The 22,094-nt window shown below is 48.4% G+C and carries 23 protein-coding genes, 2 tRNA genes and 1 pseudogene; 7 read left to right on the top strand and 19 right to left on the bottom strand.

Features of this window, described 5'->3' with window-relative positions:
- Positions 1-312 precede the first annotated feature (312 nt).
- The 4 genes from KSO86_RS02065 (at position 313) to KSO86_RS02050 (ending at position 4,062) form a co-directional block, all read left to right on the top strand.
- Complete coding sequence (locus KSO86_RS02065; RefSeq protein ID WP_216378136.1) at positions 313-1,314, top strand: ADP-ribosylglycohydrolase family protein; 1,002 nt, start codon at positions 313-315, stop codon at positions 1,312-1,314.
- A gap of 355 nt (positions 1,315-1,669) precedes the next feature.
- Positions 1,670-2,107, top strand: coding sequence for a GNAT family N-acetyltransferase (locus tag KSO86_RS02060; protein WP_216378137.1), 438 nt, complete (start codon positions 1,670-1,672; stop codon positions 2,105-2,107).
- A gap of 57 nt (positions 2,108-2,164) precedes the next feature.
- Positions 2,165-2,437 carry a hypothetical protein gene (locus KSO86_RS02055; protein WP_216378138.1) on the top strand — a complete coding sequence of 91 codons (273 nt, stop codon included), beginning with the start codon at positions 2,165-2,167 and terminating at the stop codon, positions 2,435-2,437.
- 503 nt (positions 2,438-2,940) lie between these two features.
- Positions 2,941-4,062 carry a hypothetical protein gene (locus tag KSO86_RS02050; protein ID WP_216378139.1) on the top strand — a complete coding sequence of 374 codons (1,122 nt, stop codon included), beginning with the start codon at positions 2,941-2,943 and terminating at the stop codon, positions 4,060-4,062.
- A 43-nt stretch (positions 4,063-4,105) separates the two neighbouring features.
- Here the strand turns inward: KSO86_RS02050 and KSO86_RS02045 are convergent, their stop codons facing one another.
- The 13 genes and pseudogenes from KSO86_RS02045 to KSO86_RS01990 all read right to left on the bottom strand — a co-directional run bounded on the left by KSO86_RS02045 (position 4,106) and on the right by KSO86_RS01990 (position 14,116).
- Positions 4,106-4,363, bottom strand: coding sequence for a hypothetical protein (locus tag KSO86_RS02045; protein WP_216378140.1), 258 nt, complete (start codon positions 4,361-4,363; stop codon positions 4,106-4,108).
- A 60-nt stretch (positions 4,364-4,423) separates the two neighbouring features.
- Positions 4,424-4,900 (bottom strand): hypothetical protein, encoded by a 477-nt coding sequence (locus KSO86_RS02040; protein ID WP_216378141.1) that lies wholly within the window; start codon positions 4,898-4,900, stop codon positions 4,424-4,426.
- 15 nt (positions 4,901-4,915) lie between these two features.
- Positions 4,916-5,452 carry a hypothetical protein gene (locus KSO86_RS02035; RefSeq protein WP_216378142.1) on the bottom strand — a complete coding sequence of 179 codons (537 nt, stop codon included), beginning with the start codon at positions 5,450-5,452 and terminating at the stop codon, positions 4,916-4,918.
- Between the two features lie 185 nt (positions 5,453-5,637).
- Positions 5,638-7,240, bottom strand: a pseudogene (locus KSO86_RS02030) (terminase large subunit).
- Between the two features lie 110 nt (positions 7,241-7,350).
- Positions 7,351-7,443, bottom strand: coding sequence for a DUF6900 domain-containing protein (locus tag KSO86_RS08740; RefSeq protein WP_436231477.1), 93 nt, complete (start codon positions 7,441-7,443; stop codon positions 7,351-7,353).
- Positions 7,444-7,650: 207 nt separating this feature from the next.
- Entirely contained in the window at positions 7,651-8,901 is a 1,251-nt protein-coding gene (locus tag KSO86_RS02025; protein WP_216378143.1) for a DNA methyltransferase, read from the bottom strand.
- Complete coding sequence (metK, locus tag KSO86_RS02020; RefSeq protein WP_216431754.1) at positions 8,873-10,060, bottom strand: methionine adenosyltransferase; 1,188 nt, start codon at positions 10,058-10,060, stop codon at positions 8,873-8,875. The genes KSO86_RS02025 and metK overlap by 29 nt, the downstream gene beginning before the upstream one ends.
- A gap of 78 nt (positions 10,061-10,138) precedes the next feature.
- On the bottom strand, positions 10,139-10,711 hold the full coding sequence (locus tag KSO86_RS02015) for a P27 family phage terminase small subunit (protein WP_216378145.1): 573 nt from the start codon (positions 10,709-10,711) through the stop codon (positions 10,139-10,141).
- Between the two features lie 514 nt (positions 10,712-11,225).
- Entirely contained in the window at positions 11,226-11,864 is a 639-nt protein-coding gene (locus tag KSO86_RS02010) for a hypothetical protein (protein ID WP_216431752.1), read from the bottom strand.
- Between the two features lie 103 nt (positions 11,865-11,967).
- On the bottom strand, positions 11,968-12,345 hold the full coding sequence (locus KSO86_RS02005; protein ID WP_216378147.1) for an HNH endonuclease: 378 nt from the start codon (positions 12,343-12,345) through the stop codon (positions 11,968-11,970).
- A gap of 155 nt (positions 12,346-12,500) precedes the next feature.
- Positions 12,501-12,701 (bottom strand): hypothetical protein, encoded by a 201-nt coding sequence (locus KSO86_RS08475; RefSeq protein WP_253280473.1) that lies wholly within the window; start codon positions 12,699-12,701, stop codon positions 12,501-12,503.
- Between the two features lie 507 nt (positions 12,702-13,208).
- Positions 13,209-13,284: transfer RNA gene (locus tag KSO86_RS01995), tRNA-Ala, on the bottom strand.
- 127 nt (positions 13,285-13,411) lie between these two features.
- Positions 13,412-14,116, bottom strand: coding sequence for a TetR/AcrR family transcriptional regulator (locus tag KSO86_RS01990; RefSeq protein WP_216378148.1), 705 nt, complete (start codon positions 14,114-14,116; stop codon positions 13,412-13,414).
- 88 nt (positions 14,117-14,204) lie between these two features.
- On the opposite strand from KSO86_RS01990, the gene KSO86_RS01985 reads away from it, so the two are divergent.
- On the top strand, positions 14,205-15,434 hold the full coding sequence (locus KSO86_RS01985; RefSeq protein ID WP_216378149.1) for an MFS transporter: 1,230 nt from the start codon (positions 14,205-14,207) through the stop codon (positions 15,432-15,434).
- Positions 15,435-15,761: 327 nt separating this feature from the next.
- A complete protein-coding gene (locus KSO86_RS01980; protein ID WP_216378150.1) occupies positions 15,762-16,517 on the top strand; it encodes an HNH endonuclease family protein in 756 nt (251 codons plus the stop codon).
- 60 nt (positions 16,518-16,577) lie between these two features.
- Here the strand turns inward: KSO86_RS01980 and KSO86_RS01975 are convergent, their stop codons facing one another.
- The 6 genes from KSO86_RS01975 to nadD form a co-directional block, all read right to left on the bottom strand.
- Complete coding sequence (locus tag KSO86_RS01975) at positions 16,578-18,287, bottom strand: thiol-activated cytolysin family protein (protein WP_301281025.1); 1,710 nt, start codon at positions 18,285-18,287, stop codon at positions 16,578-16,580.
- Between the two features lie 418 nt (positions 18,288-18,705).
- Positions 18,706-18,781: transfer RNA gene (locus tag KSO86_RS01970), tRNA-Ala, on the bottom strand.
- 88 nt (positions 18,782-18,869) lie between these two features.
- A complete protein-coding gene (locus tag KSO86_RS01965) occupies positions 18,870-19,508 on the bottom strand; it encodes a histidine phosphatase family protein (RefSeq protein ID WP_216378151.1) in 639 nt (212 codons plus the stop codon).
- A gap of 11 nt (positions 19,509-19,519) precedes the next feature.
- The gene (rsfS, locus tag KSO86_RS01960) at positions 19,520-19,984 is read right to left on the bottom strand and encodes a ribosome silencing factor (RefSeq protein ID WP_216378152.1); all 465 of its coding nucleotides are present in this window, start codon (positions 19,982-19,984) and stop codon (positions 19,520-19,522) included.
- Positions 19,985-20,018: 34 nt separating this feature from the next.
- Positions 20,019-20,804, bottom strand: a complete 786-nt coding sequence (locus tag KSO86_RS01955; RefSeq protein ID WP_216378153.1) for a hypothetical protein — start codon at positions 20,802-20,804, stop codon at positions 20,019-20,021.
- Positions 20,797-21,534, bottom strand: coding sequence for a nicotinate-nucleotide adenylyltransferase (nadD, locus tag KSO86_RS01950; protein WP_253280474.1), 738 nt, complete (start codon positions 21,532-21,534; stop codon positions 20,797-20,799). The genes KSO86_RS01955 and nadD overlap by 8 nt, the downstream gene beginning before the upstream one ends.
- A gap of 172 nt (positions 21,535-21,706) precedes the next feature.
- Between nadD and trxA the strand changes: the two genes are divergently transcribed.
- Positions 21,707-22,078 carry a thioredoxin gene (trxA, locus tag KSO86_RS01945; protein WP_216378154.1) on the top strand — a complete coding sequence of 124 codons (372 nt, stop codon included), beginning with the start codon at positions 21,707-21,709 and terminating at the stop codon, positions 22,076-22,078.
- The last annotated feature ends 16 nt before the right edge of the window (positions 22,079-22,094 follow it).

The raw sequence follows: 22,094 nt of genomic DNA, 5'->3' as shown, positions 1-22,094 counted from the left end.
GTTAAAACATGTTCGAAGAAAATACTACGTCCTACATCGGAAAATAGAGTTCGCTACTAGTAAAACCGACAATCCTTGAGCTTAGGAATCGCAAGATTCAACCCCTCCGTCACGCCAATAACCAACCGCAAAGCTATCTCCGACAAAACGGGGAAATGATTAATCTTAAGTGTGCTATCGAGTACTTCTTCGCATCTTCGCATGACTTCCCAGTGTTTACTCAAAACACCCAAAAATACACTGTAAAATCGGGATTTCTGCGGTAAACCGGTAGTTAGCAATAATAGCGCTACCTTAGGGAGGGGTTATCTGTTGAGCAACCAGATTCCACATCCGAAGATTGTGACCGCAATGAGCATGAACTCTGATCGTGCTCTGGGATCTGTCCTTGGTCTTGCCACTGGGGACGCTTTGGGTGTCGGTTATGAGTTCAGTAAGCCGCTCCCGACTGCTTTGCCGATTAGTATGATTGGACGACAGGAGTTTGAGCCAGGTGAATGGTCGGATGACACTGCAATGTCGATCCCGATCATAGATGCTGGGATCTCGAGTTGCGGCTACTTTGGCAACCAAGAGCTTGAACTGATTGCCGATGGCTGGTTTTCTTGGTTTGAGAACGAGGGCAAGGGAATTGGTCAGCAGATCTTTTCAGTCATTAATGCTTCTCGTTATGAACGCACAGCGGAGGCTTTAGCGAGGGCATCAGAACAACGTTACATACAGATGCCTAACCGTTCGGCTGGCAATGGTTCACTTATGCGTACAGCGCCTGTTGTCCTGCCAAATCTTGATCGAGAGGTGATTGCTGATGCCGCTACTCGGATTTCTTTGCTCACTCATGGCGATCCAGTTGCTTCCGAAGCTTGTGTGATCTGGTCTTTGGGGATTGCTCACGCTATCGAATATGGTTCTTTTGCTGGGATTTATGAAGGTCTTGAGCTACTTCCCTACCATAGACAATCTTTTTGGCATAAAGCTTTAAAAGAGGCACAACAGCGCACACCTGATTCTTTCCATCGAAATGGTTGGGTTGTGGAGGCTCTCCAGGGCGCATGGTCAGCAATTACTACCACCAAAATTCCTTCAGATGAACCGTCGCGTCACTTTCAGCTTGCGATAGAAACGGCAATCCGAGGAGGAGGAGACACTGACACGGTGGCAGCAATAGCTGGAAGCCTCCTCGGAGCTAGATGGGGCTTGTCCGCAATACCCACAAGCTGGATTGAGAAGGTTCACGGATACCCTGCGCTATCCGGTTATGGGCTGATCGAGCGGGTGCGATCCGGCTATGCTAGCAAGAGACTCCCCTACTAGTCAGCGACGAATAAGCACCAGATGTCTTTATTCACGTTGCCTAGGTTTGCTCCCACCCCTATTTTGCGTTACACGGTTGGTAATGAGACGCAACACGCGTCGTCGTCATTGTCAAAGAAGAAGCCGGCATACAGTAGATCAGCACTTTCTCCAATATCATCGTTAAGCAATCAACTATGCCTATCTCCCTCCTCAAATAAGAAAACCACGTACGGAGTATGTCCCCATGCTCTTGCTTTTGCTCTACGTCAGCCCTAAAAGGGTCCAGCCACTGCGCACTACATTAAAATAACGGATGATCAATATACATAATTAGGATTTAGGGAGGCGTAGGATGCTATGGAATGTTAGTAAGATGGATCAAAAAGATGCAATGGAAATTGCAAATTTATGGAAATATCCTGATCAATATTCCTTCTACGATATGACTGAGGATGTTGACGACTATAACGAAATTGTTGATCCTAAACAAAGAGAAAACTATTTTTCTATAAAGGAAAATGGCAGTTTAATAGGATACTTTGTGGTTGATTCAAATGACGACTCAGTTACATTAGGCTTAGGAATGAGACCAGAGTTAACCGGGCAAGGAAAAGGTGAATCGTTCCTCAATTATATAATCAGCTTTATAGTTAAAAAATATAAACCAACTAAAATCAAACTGTCAGTAGTAGATTTCAACAAAAGAGCAATGAAAGTCTACAAGAAGTGTGGATTCAAGGAAACCGGTACGAGCATGCTGCCATCTAATGGGAGTGTTTTTAATTTTGTCCATATGGAAAGAAAACTATAGATATTAGTTTGGAGCACTAACAATCCTCCAGAATATGAGGAAACTTGGTGAAAATAGATGGCGAGAAAGAATAAGGATTTGCCTAAACCGCTCGCTCTCGTCTTTACGATTACGGTCATTCTTGCTATCCCGTTACCTTTTGCACTATATCTTGGCGGCATCGACTGGATTATCAGCGGAAGTTCGGCAGGCTTGAAAGAGTTTGCCGTTTCCTGCCTCTTTGGACTTTTGACGCTATGCGGCGGCCTCGCCGTCGTCATCTATAAAGACCACCGAGCAAAAAGTAAAAGAAATCCCTCTAAACCTACAAAGAATGATGCGAGCTTATAAGTTTACATGCAAGGGTCTTCATCGAGCGCGCTCTGCCTCATGCAACCGATGCCGGGAAACATAGGCACCGCGTTTCTTTTTCCATCGCGCCCCATAATGCTTGTTAATTTTCGGTTCACTTTGGTAGCGCTGGTAACGCTTGTCCTCAGTCTTTACATGGGTGTCGCAGTAGCTCTTGTCAGATAATTTAAGACAAACCGGCTACGCTTAGCTCCAGGTGCAAGAGGTTTTGCAAACAACACAACCTAGGAAAAAGAAAAACCCCAGAAAGTCACGTATTTCCAAAGAAATACACAACCTTCAAGGGATCAATCCAGATTGGTTCTTTATACTCAACTTTTGATACAAAACTTTCGGTGGGTGCAAATGCCGAGGTAGGTGGGTGCAAATATCAAGTAGCTGGGTGCAAAATTTTGTCTCGTGAGAACGTGTTAATTTCCCATGAATTCGAAACAATATGCGAAGATGAAATAGTCTAAAGCCTATCTCGCTTAGGAGATGCCATGCTTAATGTCAACAGTACTCAACGTAGCGTACTCGAGTGGCTTAATACTGATCAAAGCACAGACCCGCCGTCGTCCGAATGGAAAACCTCAGCACGTGCACTCGAACGCCGTGGGCTCGCCAAAGTGACACGGCCCAAGGGGAAATTTACAGCTCGAATAACAAACGCTGGTATAGAATTCCTGAAAACCGAACCAGCACCTGTTTCCGAAGAAAAGGTTGATCACGCAACGATAACCGCTTCGATTGTCTCAACGATGTTGCCACCTATTCCCGACACCTTTAGCAAACTCCATCCGGCTGTACGTTCTTTGAAACGACACCCACGTGTCCTTCCGACTAATCCTGAAGCCCGCGAACGTGCGCTAACTGCAGCCCAATATTTAATTCTTGCTGCTAAATCATTAGGTATAGAAGTTGAAGGACACGAACAGCCAACAGAGCTATCTCGTTCCTTGAGCTATCCAAACGTAGGTACCCCCTTATTAACTCTGAAAATGGGCAACATTTCAGCTCTAGTGAGAATAGGTGAAAATACCTCACGAGTAAAGCATCAGTTAACGGAGGAAGAACAACGCGAAAAAGAACGCAATGGATACTATTGGGGCCGCTCATACGACTATATTGAATCGGGTAAGAATTTCTTTCGTATCAATGAGGATTTCAGCGAAAGTAAGAAGCTAGTGGAGACTGATCGTAAACCACTTATTGACTATGTTCCGAATGTTATTGCTTTTGTTTTACGTCAGTGCGAAAAAGAACGAATTCGTGCAGAAGAAGCAAAAATTGAGGCCGCCCAGCGAGCGGCTGCAGAAAAGGCTCGTCAATTGCTCCTCAACCGGCGTAGAGAATATAACCAGTGGGAAACAGCGTTGACAAAGGGCTATAAAGAATGGGACAGGCTCCAACGTCTGCGTGCCTTCGTCAACGCTCTAGCAGATCATGATGACTCTGACGAGGCGCACACTTTTATTCAATGGGCACGTGAGCATATTGATGCTCTCGACCCTATCGAGAACTTCACTCTCCCAACGGCTAACACGCCTGATCTATCCCATGAAGAACGGGTTGAATACGGAAAATTAGAAGAACCAAAAAACGTTTATAGATATGGTTGGTAATTAAACAGATGGTTCCATTGTTCTAGCCTTCAGATGCGATTACTTATTGTTCTTGGTCTTTAAACACGATGTGGATACTGCCGTGTTCGTCGACTACTGCATGGTTGACGAGTAGGTTCCATGCGTCGTCGGAGTATTCTAGGGGTGGTTGGGTGGCGTGGTAGTCGTGTATTGCTTTAGCTTGTGCGAGACGGTTTTGGCGGTTGGTGATTTCGTCAACGGTACGTGCGTATTCCTTGGTGGCTTTCTTACGTCGGGTTTCGAGCATATCGTATTGGGCATCGTAATCGCCTGCGTCCATTGCTACTTCCAATCAATCAAGGTTCAATTCCTCTACATCTTTTGTCACAGCATCCACGCCTCACTCTTCCATCATCACCCGTTTAGCGGCCTCTGCGGTACCTCGCCATGCTTCACGTATTTCTTCATCATTCATCCCCGGTTCCCAAACCCTCAGCAAGATGACAGATACCAGCTCCACAGCTATTGCGAGCACTACCATGATTCCTGCCGACGCCAGAGAGCTAATTAGCACGTACGACGCTGCGAAATAGGTAATTGCTAACAGAAAAAGCTTGACAAATATGGGTCGCCAACCACCTGGAGAATTATGTTTCTTTTTTCTTGCGTAAAACTGATCAAACATGGTCGATAGTGTTTCGCAAACAACCACGCTTAATCCCACAATAATTACCAATAGACGCACAGGCATCTTGTAGGGTATTAGCCAAAACACAATGCCAGAGACTATGAAAACACATAAACCAATAATAAATCCGGTGATTATATGCCCCCACCAGGCGTAAGAAAACGGGACAGGCTTCCACGAAGTATCCATATCACTTCTCCATTCTCACCCGAAGCAAGCGGAAATTACCCCATCAAATCCGAGGATCATCTCGAGAGCTTGAGCACCTTCCTCGCCAATCTCAGCAAAGGCTGCTCCGCTTTTAATGGCTCTCCAAATGCCGCTTACACCACCCCAAATTTTCCGTGCCTCTTTCAACCATTTGAGTACTTTGCCCACAGGAAGGCCATACTGAAAAATTATACTTGCTACCTCACCACCACACTGCCACCACGATGCTCGAGTAGCTATCCCTCCAACACTCATTCCGTTCAGCGTTCGAGAAAGCTGCCCCTCATAATTCGGCGTTGTCCTCGGGTTCGCATTCCTTAAGTTTTCTGGAACTCTTTCTAACGCCAGAATAAGACGGTCAAGTTCTGCGTCACTCAGCGAAGGCGAAGTCGAATTTAAGTTAACCGATGTCGAGACTACTGGAATCGAAATACCGCTCCCCTCACTCACGCTAGCAGCAGCTACACCGGTACCTGCCAATCCGAGTGCCAAACTTACAGAGGCCCCAATAACCATATTGCGGATTTTCATTTTTCGCCCCTTCATATTTATCTCATCTCGTTGTCGACATCATGTCGGCAACCTCTCTTCCGCAGTAAGCGCCAGTGCTCACTGCAGTGAAACAGTATTTGCGCAACAACTTTTGTTGCTTAAATACCGTTATTAATATAGTAATATATCTCACATTGTGCTGTCAACGGAAATTCTCCTTATCCTCACAAAACCAATAATCCGCGCTGATCGTAGATGCTGCCGTTTGTGGTTCCTTGGCCGCATCTGATTGCACGGTCCAGGGCCATGATGGTGGCAACGACACCGTCGATCTTCTCGGTGGATTTTTGTTTGTCGGGTTTGATGTTGCCTGCTGGGTCGGTTCGCACGTGAATATTGTCGACCATCCATGACAAGACTGGATGCCCACCGTGTGCGAGCTTGCCCTCCAACGCCAGTTTCATGAGTTCTTTCGATGGTGGGGACATGTCTTTGAACCCTTGCCCGAAAGGAACAACGGTAAAACCGAGCCCTTCGAGGTTTTGGCTCATTTGGACTGCTCCCCACCGGTCGAAGGCGATCTCCCTAATATCGAACCGTGTGCCCAGTTCTTCGATGAAGGCTTCGATCGCCCCGTAATGAACGACGTTACCCTCCGTGGTCTGTAAGAAGCCTTGCTGTTGCCACAGGTCGTAGGGAACATGGTCACGGGCAACACGGAGTTTGAGGTTGTCTTCGGGTATCCAAAACCATGGTGCAATCACATATGCTTCGTCACCTGTTTGGGGTGGGAAGACGAGCACGAACGCCGTAATATCCGTTGTCGAGGCAAGATCGAGCCCACCGTAGCAAACACGGCCTTCCAAATCAGACAGGTCAACAGGTGCACTGTTTTGGTTCCATACATGCATGGGCATCCACCGCACGGATTGTTTGACCCATTGGTTAAGTCGTAACTGTCTGAAGGTGTTTTCTTCGGCAGGGTTTTCCTTAGCAGAGTTACAAGCTGCTTGTACTTTTTCTACTGGGATAGTGACCCCAAGGCTCGGGTTAGCTTTATACCAAACTTCCTCATCAGTCCAGTCGTCTTCACGATCAGCACCGTAAACTACCGGGTAGAAGGTAGGATCATGCTTTTTACCTGCAAGAATATCTAGGGCTTTTTCATGCTGCTCGTAACAAATCGAGTGCGTGTCAGTTCCAGCAGTGGTGATCAGGAAGTACAACGGTTGGGTACGTGCATCTCCTGATCCTTTAGTCATCACATCAAATAAGGCCCGGTTGGGTTGAGCGTGTAGCTCGTCGAAGACGACACCAGAAATGTTAAACCCGTGTTTAGAATACGCCTCGGCACTAAGTACCTGGTAGAAGGAGTTGGTGCGCTTGTAGACGACGCGCTTTTGAGAGCGCAGGATTTTCACCCTTTTAGACAGGGCTGGTAACATGGCAACCATGTCTGCGGCCACCTGGAACACGATCGAGGCTTGCTGACGGTCAGCCGCACACCCGTAAACTTCGGCGCGTTCTTCACCATCAGCACATGTTAAGAGCAAAGCTATGGCCGCGGCGAGCTCGCTCTTTCCATTTTTTAGGGATCTCTACATACGCGGTTGTGAACTGGCGATACCCATCAGCCTTAACCGTGCCAAACAAATCCCGAATGATTTGTTCTTGCCAATCAATGAGCTTGAACGCTTTACCAGACCAGCGGCCCTTCGTATGTTTGAGCGCTTGAATAAAAGCTACCGCATAATCAGCTTTACGCTTGTCATAACAACAACCATCTGCCATGAATCTCGTTGGTGTGTAATCAGTTAATTGACGCATTGTCTCCCACCCCCTTTATTTTACAAACATAAGTCCTACACCCCTCTTGCGGGGATAGGACAAAAACACATCCTCAAGCATCATGCTTAGGTATCACATAACAGTCTTGGTCACTTGGCTTGTTGACCAAGGTTATAGGCATCTTCAAGCATTGCTTTTAAACCCCACACGCTAACTTCAATGAAATCTTCACTATCACTCATGCGTTGTTCTAAATCGCCTCGGTGAGCGATCTCAAAACTATGGTTTTTGCAATCTTGACAAGCTGTGCTGTTAGTACCTGATCCATAACTCGCTCTTTTCTATCCATACATTCATGCTTAGGATACTTATCCGCTCATGTACATATAGCCATAAGTATCAAGTTATATCCAGTCCATTTCCCGCCTATTTTCAACGAAAACCACGCATTATTCCTCAACGCGTTCAACATCTTTTACCAAATCTAAATACGAATACTGCTTGTCCTCACGCACACATGTAATACCAGCACTATCACCCGTATGCTCAGCATAACGACGTAAAATCACACTCGCATATTTCTCATCTAGCTCCATCGCGTAACAGATACGATCAGTTGCCTCGCACGCCATCAATGTCGAACCAGACCCTGCGAAGGTATCAAGCACGATCGCATTGCCCTGGGTCGAGTTCCCGATCGGATATGCGAGCAGATCCAACGGCTTCGATGTCGGATGATCACTGTTTTTGCGGGGTTTGGCAAAGTTCCAGATCGTGGTCTGTTTCCGGTCAGCATACCAACGGTGTTTACCCGTCTTGACCCACCCAAACAAAACCGGTTCATGCTGCCACTGATAAGGCGAACGTCCAAGAACAAGGGAATCTTTAACCCAAATGCAACACCCAGAGAGGTAAAACCCGGCATCGTTAAAAGCACGTCGGAAGTTCAGTCCTTCAGTGTCAGCATGGAAGACATACGCGCTCGCCCCCTTCTCACACGCGCTCGCCATGTTGGTAAACGCAGCAAGCAGAAACTCGTAGAAGGCATCTGCATCCATCTTGTCATTCTTAATCGACAAGCCGTCGGATGATTCGAAGGCGACGTTATATGGCGGATCGGTCAGAATCAGGTTAGCTTTCTTCTCCCCCATCAAGATCGCAACATCCTTGGCGTTGGTAGCATCCGCGCACACGAGCCGATGACGGCCCACCGTCCACACATCCCCACGCTTAACGAAGGCAGCAGCCTCGAGTGCTGCGGTCAGGTCGAAGTCATCATCTTCCACTTCGCCTTCGTCCAAGGAGCCGATGAGTTGGGCGATCTCGGCGTCGTCAAAACCAGTCAGTTCTGCATCGAAATCACTCGCTTCAAGGTCAGCAATAAGGAGCGCGAGTTTGTCGTTGTCCCATTCGCCGCTGATCTTGTTCAACGCGATATTAAGGGCTTTCTCCCGTGTCTCGTCATACTCGACAACAATCACGTCAACGTCCTTATGTCCAAGGTCTTCGAGGACCTTAAGACGTTGATGACCACCGACGACATGGCCAGTCGTCTGGTTCCAAATGACCGGTTCAACATAGCCGAACTCGGTCAAGGAACGCTTCAACTTGTCATATTCGGTATCGCCAGGTTGGAGGTCTTTACGCGGATTATAGTCAGCGGGTGTGAGTTCACTGATGGGCATTGATTTCATGAGCATGGGAAGTCACCGCCTTGCGCAACGCATCGACATAAGCAAACGAGTTCTCCCAACGCACACCAACATGACCAAAATGCCCATAAGTCGAATAACGCGTGTAACCGGGAGCTCGCAGACCTAGAGCATCAATAATCCCACCAGGACGTAGCGTGAACACCTCGGATGCAGCCTGAGTCAAAATCTCATCACAGTGCTCACCCGTGCCAAGCGTGTCGATCGTAAACGCCACCGGGTCAGCCTTCCCAATCGCATAACTGATCGCCACCTGGCACTCGCGTGCAAGTCGGGCATCAACAATGGTCTTAGCAATCAGGCGCGCCATATAAGCACCCGACCGGTCAACCTTAGACGCATCCTTACCACTAAACGCACCACCACCATGCGGGCCAAGACCACCATAGGTATCAACCATGAGCTTACGCCCCGTCAAACCAGTATCAGCCTTCGGACCACCCACGGTAAACATGCCCGACGGGTTAATAAGAATCTCGGTATCAGCACCGATCGGCAAATACGGCTTACACACCGGGGCAACAATCAAGCTTTTCACCTCAGCATCCAACTCATCCAGATCTTTCTTCGGATCGTGTTGGATAGAGACCACCACCGTCTCAACCTCTACTGGTCGCCCGGCCTGGTCATAACGAACCGTCACCTGAGCCTTACCATCGGACTTAATACCAGTAATAGTTCCCTGCTTGCGAGCATCATCAAGACGACCACAGATCTCATGTGAAAGCACGAGCGGCAACGGCAAACGCTGAAGCGTCTCAGCCGTGGCGTAACCGTAAACTGTGCCCTGATCGCCAGCGCCCTGCAAAGCAAAATCCGTGTCATCACCAAAGCGCGCCTCTAAAGACTTGGAGACTCCTGCGTTAATATCTGGAGACTGACGGCGCGTCCATACAAAAACTAAGAAGCGCCACGGTGAATACCCTGCCGTGATCAGTGCGTTGCGCACCGATTCACGAATACGCGGCCGCACCTTCGAAGTGATCTCACCAGTGACAATAATCCGACGCCCCGCAGCCATCACCTCCACAGCAACCCGCGCACTAGGATCATCATAAAGAATGTCATCCAAAATCGTGTCAGCAATCAAATCACACAACTTATCCGGATGACCAACACACACAGCCTCAGCAGTCTTGATAAACATACACACTCACTTTCCAAAGAATCAGGACACGAAAAAGTGCCCACCCATGCCGGGCAGGCACACAAAAATCAAAGATTATTAAGAGCGGGTCTTCAACAGCTTCTCCATCACATCATCCCCCGGAGTACCGCCCGAATAATCACTCGTGCACGTAGCACGCACAATCTCGTAAATCTCATACCAATACACGTTCGCTTGCTTTCCAAACGACTGAGACATAGCAACGAACGGAGAAGCGATCGCAGCACCCGTCGTCGGATGCTTACCGAGCAGACCAAACTTCGAAATCGCCTGCTCACACTGCACATACCTAGCGAAAGCCTGCGCATACGATTCAATCAACCTTGGTGCAACAAACTGTGAACACCCACGCGCGTCCAACCACTGCCACGTCTCCCGATACACCAAGTCAGCACCAAGCGGTTTGCCATCACGCTGAACCTCAGAGAGATAATCTGACGGTTCAGGCATCGGCTCACCCGCCAACACCGCACCATCACCAATATCTGATCCCTCAAAATCAAACGGCTCATTAAGCGGATCTTCCAGCCGAGTAGTTAAACGCCCAGCAGCAAGCTTCTCATTCAACGGATCAGGCTTCGCGCCAGCCCGCACGCGGCGGCCACCACGATTCGTACCGTCTTTAGCCATAATGTGCCTCCTTCCTTAAGCCATTGTGGCCTTGGATTGGAGGCCGAAAATACGCTTCGCAAACTCAAAAGAATATAACAGCGGTTAATACCCTGTTTGAATTGGGGACTTTGTGCGCGATTGGCCCCGCCCGCTGACCTCTGACCTGCGGTTAGAGATTCAAGACCCCCTAGGCTATATAGTTTGAGGGATAGGGCAAGTCGCAATGTCAAGGAATGTTCAAAGGTATTCAGATGCACGCAGAAATGGAGATGGGTTGGGAGAACAAATAAATGTTCTCCCAACCCATCGGAACATGTAGCTACTATATAGTAGCTATTTATTTAGCTTTCTCTATCCGACTCGGAACGCAACTTCTGAATCATCATTACAAGACTACCAAGGATAAAGGCTGGAATCGTGATAGATAGAACCAACTTTATTTCAAAAAATAGAGACGTTAGCACAGTAACAATGGTGATAACTGCTAAAAACGTAACGAAACCCGTCAGCAGTTCCCGCCAAGATATGTGATTTAACCAATCCACCAGTCCCACGCTTCCTTTCCTGCGCAACCTACTGCATATACTCCCAGCCAAGCTGCGAAGCCAGCTGGCGTGGACTTGATGATTTGCTTAAGGAGAACGCTACCAGCCTTCTTCTTAATCTCTTTCTTTGCATACTTTTGCAAAAGGTCAGCTACCTTATTCCAAGCTTTTTCTTTGATGTACTTACCGAGCAGGTTGTAATCGATTTGGAATGGTGAGAAGCCTAATACTCCGGTCACAACACACTTTCCAAAAGAACTCAAACTACGTTCAGTGTAGACATTGGCGTAACGGTTATTCGCCCCGTTATTTAATGAATCAACAAGCTCTTTGATCAAATCTGCCTCGTTAGAGAATCCCATGGCAGACAACACGTCGTCATTGCTCCTGAAACTACTTCCATCGTAGAAGATGCCATCTCGCATGAGAATAACAAACTTATCAGCAACTTCCTGAGAAAAGGCATCAATCTCAGCCTCAGTAATCACATTATCGACAACGGTAGTTTGCGGCTCAAGTGGCGCAGTCTCGGTTTCTTGAGCACTAGCGACACCCGCCGTTGAGAAGGCTAGTGCCAGTGAGATTCCAGTGGCGACCAGCGGTTTGGCGAAGGCTTTAGCTTTCATCACGAACTCCTTTGTTCGTTTTGTTAAATACTAGGTCAGTCTACCGCACAATTCGAAACGTTATCTACGCATTTTACCCAGATGTGACAAACGTGCGGGCTCGTCAATACGTGTAAACCCGCGGTGCTTGCCTCCAGCGGTCATCATCGAGCGCGCTCTGGCGTGAGTGGCAGGGCTTGCACAAGCTCCGGAGGTTATCGAAATTGTGGGTGCCGCCGTGTTCAAGCGGGAGTACGTGGTGTACTTCGGCCACTGGTGTATGACGCCCAGCTTCAAGGCAGTCCTCACAGAGCGGGTGTTGTGCGATGTAGGCGGCGCGGATTTTGCGCCAACGTGAGCCGTAGCGTCGGTTGATCTTCGGGTCACGCTGGTACTTGCGATAGCGTGCGTCTTCCGCCGTGGCATGGGCCTTGCAGAAGCGTTCATGTGTCAATTCAGGGCAACCCGGGTGGGAGCACGGGGACGCTGGTTTAACTGGCATCGCTTTTGCTCCTTTCCTAAGCATGGTGAAGCCCCAAGCTCCCGATGCTGGGTTCTTGGGGCTTGTCCTACTTTTCAACCACCTACATCGTCTCATAGGAAAAGGTGCATATGCATCCGCCGTTCCTGACACCTTTTAACGCACTGGGTGCACACCTATAGTCGTCCATACAGTGCGGTCGCAAGACGAGCCAAGGCGCGCGACTTCTTTTGGTAGGCGGTGGTGCGTTCGACGTAGAAACGGTTGCAGATCTGCTGAACCGCATCCTCTTGGGTTCCTTCGCCGAGGAAGAACGCTTCCAACACCAAACGGTCGTCCTCGGAGATGATTTCCCATGCTGGGAGGAACCAGTCCATGTATTGACGCCTCCACATATCGTGCCTTGTAGGTATCGATGCGTTCGATCGTGGCCATGATCCTGTTCTCGCTCGCGTGGAGGCCGCCTAAGGGTGGCGATGGCAGTTTTCTTCGTGTCGAGGTATTTGGCCATCATATGCATGCGAGTTCTTTTCGAGAAGACGTCGCAGTTGTACGAATTTCGTGTGTGACCGCATTGACTTAGACCCCCAGATCACTGACACCTCCAACGCCTCAGATGTCCCCAACCCCGTCCTTGCCGCCAAAACACACCGCAACCAAGAAGGCGACCTGGCCAGCCAGATGCGCGCAGCAATCCCGATCGCGTTCTAGCTAATCCCGAAGGAGACAGAGAAGTCCGCAGGTCCCGCGCGGCATCCTCTGGGCCCGCTCTGTACCCATCCAGAACACGAAAAGCCCTCGGGTTACGCGCCTGACTACATCAGACGCACGCCCCGAGGGCTTCTCAATGTACTCGCGCTTTTGTATCAAAAGTTGAGTACTAATGGTGGAGCATAGGGGATTCGAACCCCTGACCTTTTCATTGCGAACGAAACGCGCTACCAACTGCGCCAATGCCCCGCATCAAATATCGTAGCAGTTTTTCGCAGATAACTGCTAATCACTACTCCAGTGGATGGGTGTATCCCCTATCACGTCAGGATCACCGCACGACGACACCGAAACGATCCACACTTACCCATAGCGGCTAAGACTGCGCATCACTGCTATTATTCGCTTGCGGCAACAGGACGCTTTCCACACCTTCGAGGACACTAGCGATTGTCAAATCATAGTATTTCTGTGAGAGTTCCTCTTCGCGCTCCGGATCCGAAAGTGGACCGAGATAGTTAGCTACCAGCATGCTCAGCCCCACAGAATCTTTCATCATCGGTTTGAGACGTTCCAACATTGCATCTAGGTCATGGCGCTCCCCCGTCTGATGCACGGAACGCAGGTTGCGAGCCCCAATTGTGTGGATAACTGAGTTTGTAATGATCACATACGCCAGCTCGGCTTTATCGCCAAAACCGGCCTCAATGAGTTTTTCGTATGCGATGTCTATGACAGGTAAGAACAGTGTCGTGAACTTTCCGCGCGCAAACCGATCAGTAATGCCATAGTAACGCAACAGCACGGGGCGAATAACTTGGGCAACTGCTTTAAACCACGCCTTCCAATCAAGATCCTCAGCGGGAAGTTCAATATCGGCGCACACACGATCCACAACCGAATCACATAGCGCTTCCTTATGTGGATAGTAATGGTAGATAACCGAGGGCACCACATCTAACTCTCTAGCAATATCGCGTATTGACCAGCCTTCAATGCCTTTGGATTGTGATAAATCAATAGCTTTCTCAAGGATGATTTCCTTGTTTAGACCTACTCTGCGCGCGGTTGTTTTCCCCATATCTACACCGTACCTCACTATTGACAGCGTTACAGCCCGTCATTAAACTTGCCAATGTAGAACAGTGTTCTAGATGGAAGTGAGAAATATGAAAACCCCAAGCAAATCCCGTAATAAAACCGAGACTATTCCTTCCTCTGCACAAGCCAAACTGGTAACAACAACAGTATTCTTGGCATTTTTGGGGCAGATGTTACTCAATCCCATCATTGCACCACTGTCGCGCGAAATGGGCTTACAAGAATGGCACATTGGCCTAACTATCTCATTTGCAGCCATAGTTTTAGCCGTCATGAGTTCTTATTGGGGCCGCACCTCTCAACGCCTAGGTGTCAAACGAGTCATCGTGACTGGAATGTTGATCGCTATCACTTCATTGACAGTCTTCGGAATACTCTCTTATCTAGGCATGAACAAAATTCTTGCAGGGCCCGGCCTTGTTATCGGCGTCATGGTAACGCGTGGCTTAATATACGGCGCTGGAATTTCTGCCGTGTCCCCTACCGCCCAAACTCATCTTGTCACGCATACTGCCTCGGAAGCGGGACGAGTAAAAGCAACCGGAATGATTGGAGCAGCATACGGCATGGCTTCCATCGTTGGCGGTATCATGGGAGGCCTGTTAGCAGCAATTGGTGGCCTCATGCTCCCATTAGTTGTCATGCCGGTAGTTATGCTGAGCTCCGTCGTCGTATTGATTGTTAAATTCAAACCGCAAGCTGCGGCAAAGCTCATCGAAAAACCCAAACATATTCAATTTCGCGACCCTCGGGTACGCCCATGGCTCATTGGCGGGCTACTACTATTCATTGTATTTTCCTCAATAGCAACAATCTTCGGGTTCACAGTTCAAGATAGGTTCCTGCTTGCATCCGATACTACCGCAGCAGTCACCGCTGTCTATCTAACAATTATGGGCGTAACAATGATCGTTACCCAAGCTGTCATCGCTCCAAAAACACGATGGGGTGCCGCCAAACTATTTCGAACGGGATTGATAGTACTACTACTTGGAGTTGCATGCATGTGGCCTACCACCTCACACCTATTATTGGGGATAGCGTGCGTCTTGGTCGGTCTAGGAATGGGATTCGCGATGCCCGGATATAATACCGGCCCAACTTTGCAAACAAACACAAGCGAGCAAGGCGCTGTTGCGGGACTCATTAATGCAAATAATGGGATCGCTTATGCGATTGCCCCAGCAGTTTCCACCGCACTCTACGGTTGGAATCCACTCATACCTTTTATTATTTCGATCTCTATCGTTGTAATTATTGTAATTTACGCATATGTTCAGCCAACTTTGCGAAAATAACGATCTAGGACCTATCCGCACACCCCTCCCCTGGCACTGCTTTAACTGTGCGGTGTGCCCTATGCTGTGTTGATAGCACAATTGCTAAATGCTCGATATAGATTCTCCCTTGCCCACGAAAATTCTAACCGTAAGGTCTATCAGCTCACCACGGCCGGAGAGGAACGTTTGGCCGCATTCCACTACTCATGGACACTTCTTGTTCCATTAACCAACGAGTTACTTACTTAGTGAGCAGACGACGTCGAGAATCACTACCGTTGTGGAAAACCACCCCCTTGTGGATAAGAAAAAATCAGCTATCGTCAACTATGCAATTATAAAAATATGAACCGCCACCGCCTTGATAAAACCCTCTATGCCCTATCCGCTATTCTCTGCGCTTGGCTGACACTACCTGGTCTAGGACCAGACATAGCAGGTTTAGAACAGCGGTTCGGCTGGAAGATAGGACCAGACGATTGGCGCGGCCCACTGTCCACTCCGCCGTCGTACCCCATACCGAACCCGGAAAATCAGCAGCTCCTATCTTCCTTAACCATTCGAACTGAACACGCTTCAACTCCTGCATACCGCCGGAGCGAATTTGGCCAGCCGTGGGCAGATATTGACCATAACGGTTGCGATACTCGAAACGACATCTTAGCCCGCGACATCACAGATCCCATTTTTAAATCAGGCACCCACAACTGCGTCGTCGTCGAAGGGAAACTCGCTGAACCATATACCGGACACACGATAAATTTTATCCGCGGAAAAGAAACGTCAGCACTGGTCCAAATAGATCACGTCGTCGCGCTCGGCGATGCGTGGCGATCGGGAGCCTGGACCTGGCCGCCACACCAACGGGAACTCTTCGCCAACGATCCCACAAATCTCCTAGCTGTAGACGGGCAACAAAATCAAGATAAGGGCGCCGCAAACGCCGCACAGTGGCTACCAGCCGATACCAGCTTTCACTGCTCCTACATCCAGCAACAGCTACGGGTAAAAGCTAACTGGCATCTTTCTGTAACACCACAGGAATACCGCACTATGCAACGGATACTCAGCCAGTGCTATCCAGTGCCTAACGCACACTGAGGCCCTTCTGAACATCTCATCCAGAAGGGCCTCAGCAGCTATCGCCATAGAGCTCGGGGTTTACTCATGAACAATATTCTTGAACCATGGGTTCAATGTCGTGCCACGAAGAACAATCTCTCTATCCTTGACGATCGGAATATTCTTCTCGTCGATGATGGTCCACCATGGATCCCACGCTAAGCCAGTTGCTTCACCAGCAATGAGGTGGACGTTGCGGGCGTTTGGTGGAATTTGGATGCGCTCGCGGAATCCACGAGTGCGTGCCTTCCAAGTCCCATGCCACTTGAATGGCTTGACATGTTCTACGCCTTTATCGTCGTAGCTGATCTCATCCCAGGTCAGGTCAACTTTCGCGACATAGCCTCCCTTGTGACGCAAGGTAATGAAGCCAGAGTTGTAGGTGGTAGCGGTGGTTTCAATGTAGTCCCCCGTATTCTGCACTACTGCTCGCTGGTTATCCTTAAGGAAGTTCACCGTGTAAGAAACTGGAACTGCCGGAACGTTTGTGGAGTAGGTGCTTTCTTCCTTGATGATTCGCTTCAAATCATCGATGTTTCCAGTTGCTACTTCCACCCCGCTCTTGGCGCTACCGCCAAGGATGTAAACCGTTGCTCGAGTCTGATTCAAGATCTTCTTGTACTTTGCTTCAGCATCAGCTTTGCCGTTGCCGAAGCTTCCCTTGAACACTGCATTGAACGCTGCCTTGACTTCATTATCGGTCGAGTCAGTTTCCAGCTTGACAAAAATCTGCCGGCCGTAGCTGACATTCGATACGTAGCCAAGCGGATTCTTACCGTCAATTCCCCGATCAATAAGGTCCTGCTTGGTTACATCTTTGCCGAATAAATCGTGCGGATCGTTCGGCGTATCGGTAGAAACAGTAAAGAAGATTTGCTTGAACGAAGCGATAGCTGCTTGATGTTCATGCTTATGAATTGCTTCAAAATTGACATCGAGCTTATTCGCTACCTTTTCGAATCCTAGACCAAACTTTGCTTCCAGTTGCTCTTTCGAGTTCACCATGGATTCGTCGTAAGAAATTTTGGCTGCATGATTTGGATAGGTAGCATGTAGGTTTGTCCATCCCTGCAGTAATTCATTGACTCCTTGTTCAACAGTACTTTTGTTTGGCTGGTCGATTGTCTTTCGGTTCTTTCCGTCAACTAAGCCCGGAAGATCAACGCTGATGACCTGTGGTGCTCGTTCGATGCCGACGGCGGTTGGACTTCCCTTAGACAGATTCTCGTTGGCTTTAACCAACGCACCTGGATAAATCGCGGCATTGTTTGCTTCAATGACGGACAAGTCGCCACGAAGATTATTGAACGACTTCTTTTCATGCTTGAAAACTGTGTACGTTCCATTCTTGTAGGATTCGCTCGTCACCGGGACGTTTTCTACATGCTCTCCTTGAACGGCAAGCACTCCGACGGGATCATACTGCAGCGAACGAACATACTTATCGATCTCACGCGTGTTAGAAGCCTGAGTAGTCGCACCGTCAGTCTGCGTAGCCACTGACTTCTTTAACGGTGTTTCCTGCTTTGCTTTTTCTCCAGTTGCGTCTGTAGCTACTGGCGCTGGTGCATCTTTTTCGTTATTCACCGACGACGACGGTTTCGCGTCATCTACAGTCAGATTTGCGACGACTGGTGTTTTCAGCGACTCCGGTGTCGCTGGATTCTCTAGCCCAAAAGCCGAGATTGGCATAAGCGTACCCGCAAGTATTGCCGTGCCTGCCACTGTTGCAAGAATTCTCCGTGTCATGGTCTTGCCCCTGTCTTCATTGATCTATTACTTTATGACGTGACCCACATTTGCTGGCCACAAGAAGATTGTGCACCCAACGATTAGTTGACAAAAAATCGACTAGTGCCAAAATGGCAGTGTGAGACAGATCAAAATAACGATGTCGCCTTCTCAGGAAACAATTTAATAACAATAGAAATTAGACATTATCTATCTTTGCGTCACTTTTATCACAAAGGTTTTTAACATTTCACACTAACTTCACCTTAAACGCTTTACGGAGAATTCGGATAAATGATTATATAAAGTGTTCGAATGTCACAAGTTGACAACACTTTTCAGCACATAAATAAATGCCCGATATGTGAAATTTACGGTAACGCATAGGCGCGTTCCAGACCACATAAAAACCGGCCGAGAACTCCCGACCGGTTGATGGTGGAGCATAGGGGATTCGAACCCCTGACCTCTTCCATGCCATGGAAGCGCGCTACCAACTGCGCCAATGCCCCGTAAGACCTCATTAATATTACATATTTGAAGATGGAAAAGCAAAACAACAAAGCCTCAAAACCTAGTGAAACAACTCACTCCACTCGGTTATGTGCTGGTTTCAACAAGGAATCGATTCCAAGACTTTACCCGCCAAGGCGGAGTGGCACCATGTCTTGGTAGTAACTCTGCCCAATGGCAGTTATCTAAACCTTGAAGCATATTCCAAATAGATGGATCTTGCCCCATAAGTACCATAACGCCGTTGACCAACGCAGATCCGTGGCTAGTAAAAAGCAACGTGTGCTCATTCGGATCGTCAGCCAATGCCAAAATGTGATCGTTAATTGCCTGCGCCACTTGTTCACCGTTATCGCGCCGAGTTTGGACGCCAGCAACACCGGGCTCTTCACCAGCACGCCAGCGTTTCCAGTCAACCGGATAACTAGCTTGTATTTCTGCGGAAGTTCTCCCTTCCCAATCACCATACCCACGTTCGCGCAAACGGCTATCGACTTGGACAGGTAAACCTATACGCTTACCCACTGCCAACGCAGTGTCATAGGCGCGCTCAAGATCAGAAGCGATGATGCGCGTGATGCCAAGTTCTGACAACTGCTGTGCAACAGCCACTGCTTGCGCACGCCCAACAGAATTCAATGGCGTGTTTTGAGTACCTTGTATGCGAGCCTCAGAATTATTTTTAGTCTGTCCGTGCCGCAGAAGAATGATTCGTTTGACTGGCATGAATTCAACTATCAGTCAGATTCCGACGACGTAGCAATCACTCCAGTGGCGTTTTCAATACCGCCAGAGAAATAAGCAGCGAGTGTAGATTCTTGCGCTGCTTCAGAACCCTGAATATCATTTGGCAATTCGATGGCCGGGCAGTCTGCCCAGAGTTTTTCAAGCGCATAGAACTCGCGGTCTTCATCTTGCTGAACATGGACCATAATAATGCCGAAGTCCAGTAAGACCCAGTGAGCCTCACCTTCCATGCCTTCTCGGCGTTGGCGCTTACATCCAGCTTTATGCAGAGCTTCTTCTACAGAATCAACAATAGCGCGCACCTGACGTTCTGTTGACCCAGACACCACTAAAAAAGTATCTGTAAGTGCGAGACGATCAGCTACGTCAATAGCAGTAATGGAAGTCGCCTTAACATCAGCAGCAGCTCGAGCGGCTACGATCGTTAGGTCAATTGCTTCTTGTGTTGCGGTCACGAAAATCCTTTATAAATTGTTTGAACGAAATAAATTACAACAAGAACTGCTGTAGAAGGGTAGCCTCTTGCTCGAAAGCTGGAGAAGCACTGAAGAAGACCGAATTTATGACTAGTCCTACAAGAATTCCAACTAAAGTTGCAATCAATATAAGAAGGATGTAATTAAGAATGGTTCTTCTTGGACTAACACTATCGTCATCGTCCTCATAATAAGACATAGCTTCATCAGAATCTGAAACCAAATCTGAGCTATTCTTTTCCAAAGGCTCATCGTCGACTTTTTCCGGAGCAACAAGCTGACTGAGTTCGTCGTCGTCCAGGTCCGCCCCTTCAGGCATCACAGAAGTTCTCGAAATATCGCCATTTGCGACTTCTTGATTCTCCTCCGTGTGCTTACGACGAGTCATCGACAATAAACGTTCGCGCATCGTAGTTTCATCTGAGTCCTCGATCGAATCATCAGTATCAGATTCCAGATCCTCAGGCGCAACTTCCTCTAGCGATACTTCCGGCTTTTCTTCAGGTTCGACTGTCTCGTCACGAACTACTTTCGTAGTAGATTCAGCCTCATCTTGCTTAGCGACTTCGAACCTATCAAAAACCGATAGACGCTCTGGTTGAGAATTCTTTTCCTCAGCATCAGAAACTGCTGGGAGCATCCCCGTCTCACCTTTTCGAGCTTCACGAAGCTCTTTGCGGGAAGGTCGACGTAGACGGAGTTCAGTCGTTTCACTGACGTCAATTCCGTCAGCAGGGCGAACGGCTAACTTACCCTGCTCTCTCATTTGCCGGCGACTCATGCGCGGAGTATCACTCATGCCTATCCGCTCCTTCCCTACAGTAGCTTCGAGCCCCTGATCCATCTTGGCAATCCCCTGCAATCGAAGCAATGGAAATTGTCTGCGCTTCTTCTGGTCTATATAAATGATACTTGTAGATGTACTGAACTACCCCATCGGGAACCAAATACCACGCCGGTATGCCGGCTTTTACACGATTTCTGATGTCAGTTGACGATATTGCCATAGCAGGAATTTCAAGCAACGACACTCCATCTTCCGGCAGACCAGACATATCCAACTGATGTCCTGGTCGACTAACTCCTACAAAATGGGCCAGTTTCCATAGCTCATCGGAATCTTTCCACTGCAAAATTTGTGGCAGCACATCTGCCCCAGTAATGAAAAAGAGCTCATCGTGAGGATATGCCCGACGGATGTCACGCAACGTATCAATTGTGTATGTTTTCCCGCCGCGATCAATATCGACACGAGAAACCGAAAACCGAGGGTTAGACGCCGTGGCAATCACCGTCATTAGGTACCGATGTTCTCCCAGCGAAATATGCCGATCTGTTTTGAATGGATTATCTGCCGCCGGGACAAATACCACCTCGTCAAGATCAAAAACATGTTGAGCTTCTGAGGCAGCAACCAAGTGACCATGATGAATGGGATCAAACGTTCCACCCATAATGCCAATCCGGCGAGGTTGGTACGATGCTTGACCGCTCTGGCCGTTCCTCATCTGGGTATCAGTTCTCGTCATACCAATCATTTTATCGGAGATTGTTCTTATGAGATATCCACTAGAGCAACGTCACCATGAGACAAATCAGCTGAAAACGAAAAGACTCATGCCATGGAATAACTGGAAGCTATATGCGTTATTCTTGGTGTCAAACAATCAGGTTAGATAAACCGAAGAGAAAGGCCTCTAGATGGCTACCGTTGAAATTACTGCAGACAACTTTAAAGACCATGTGAATAGTGGAATTACCGTACTTGATTTCTGGGCAGAGTGGTGTGGACCATGCCGCATGTTCGGACCGACCTTCGAAGCTGTTTCTGAGCAACATCCTGAGATCACATTTGGAAAGGTCAATACCGAGGAACAAACTGAGCTTGCTCAAGCTTTCCAGGTTATGTCCATTCCAACCGTGATGGTTTTCCGCGATGGTATCCGCCTATATGAAGGCGCTGGTGCTCTGTCGCGCGATCAGCTTCAAGCGCTTCTCAAGCAAGCCGGGGAGCTTGACATGGACGAAGTTCGTGCGAAGATTAACGAGGCAACATCTGAAGAAGCTAAGTAAATTTCACATGGCATAA

It is taken from the genome of Arcanobacterium phocae (assembly GCF_018913465.1).
Classification (GTDB): Bacteria; Actinomycetota; Actinomycetes; order Actinomycetales; family Actinomycetaceae; genus Arcanobacterium; species Arcanobacterium phocae_A.
The sequence above is the reverse complement of the archived record's forward strand: the minus strand, read 5'-3'. Positions and strand labels throughout refer to the sequence as shown.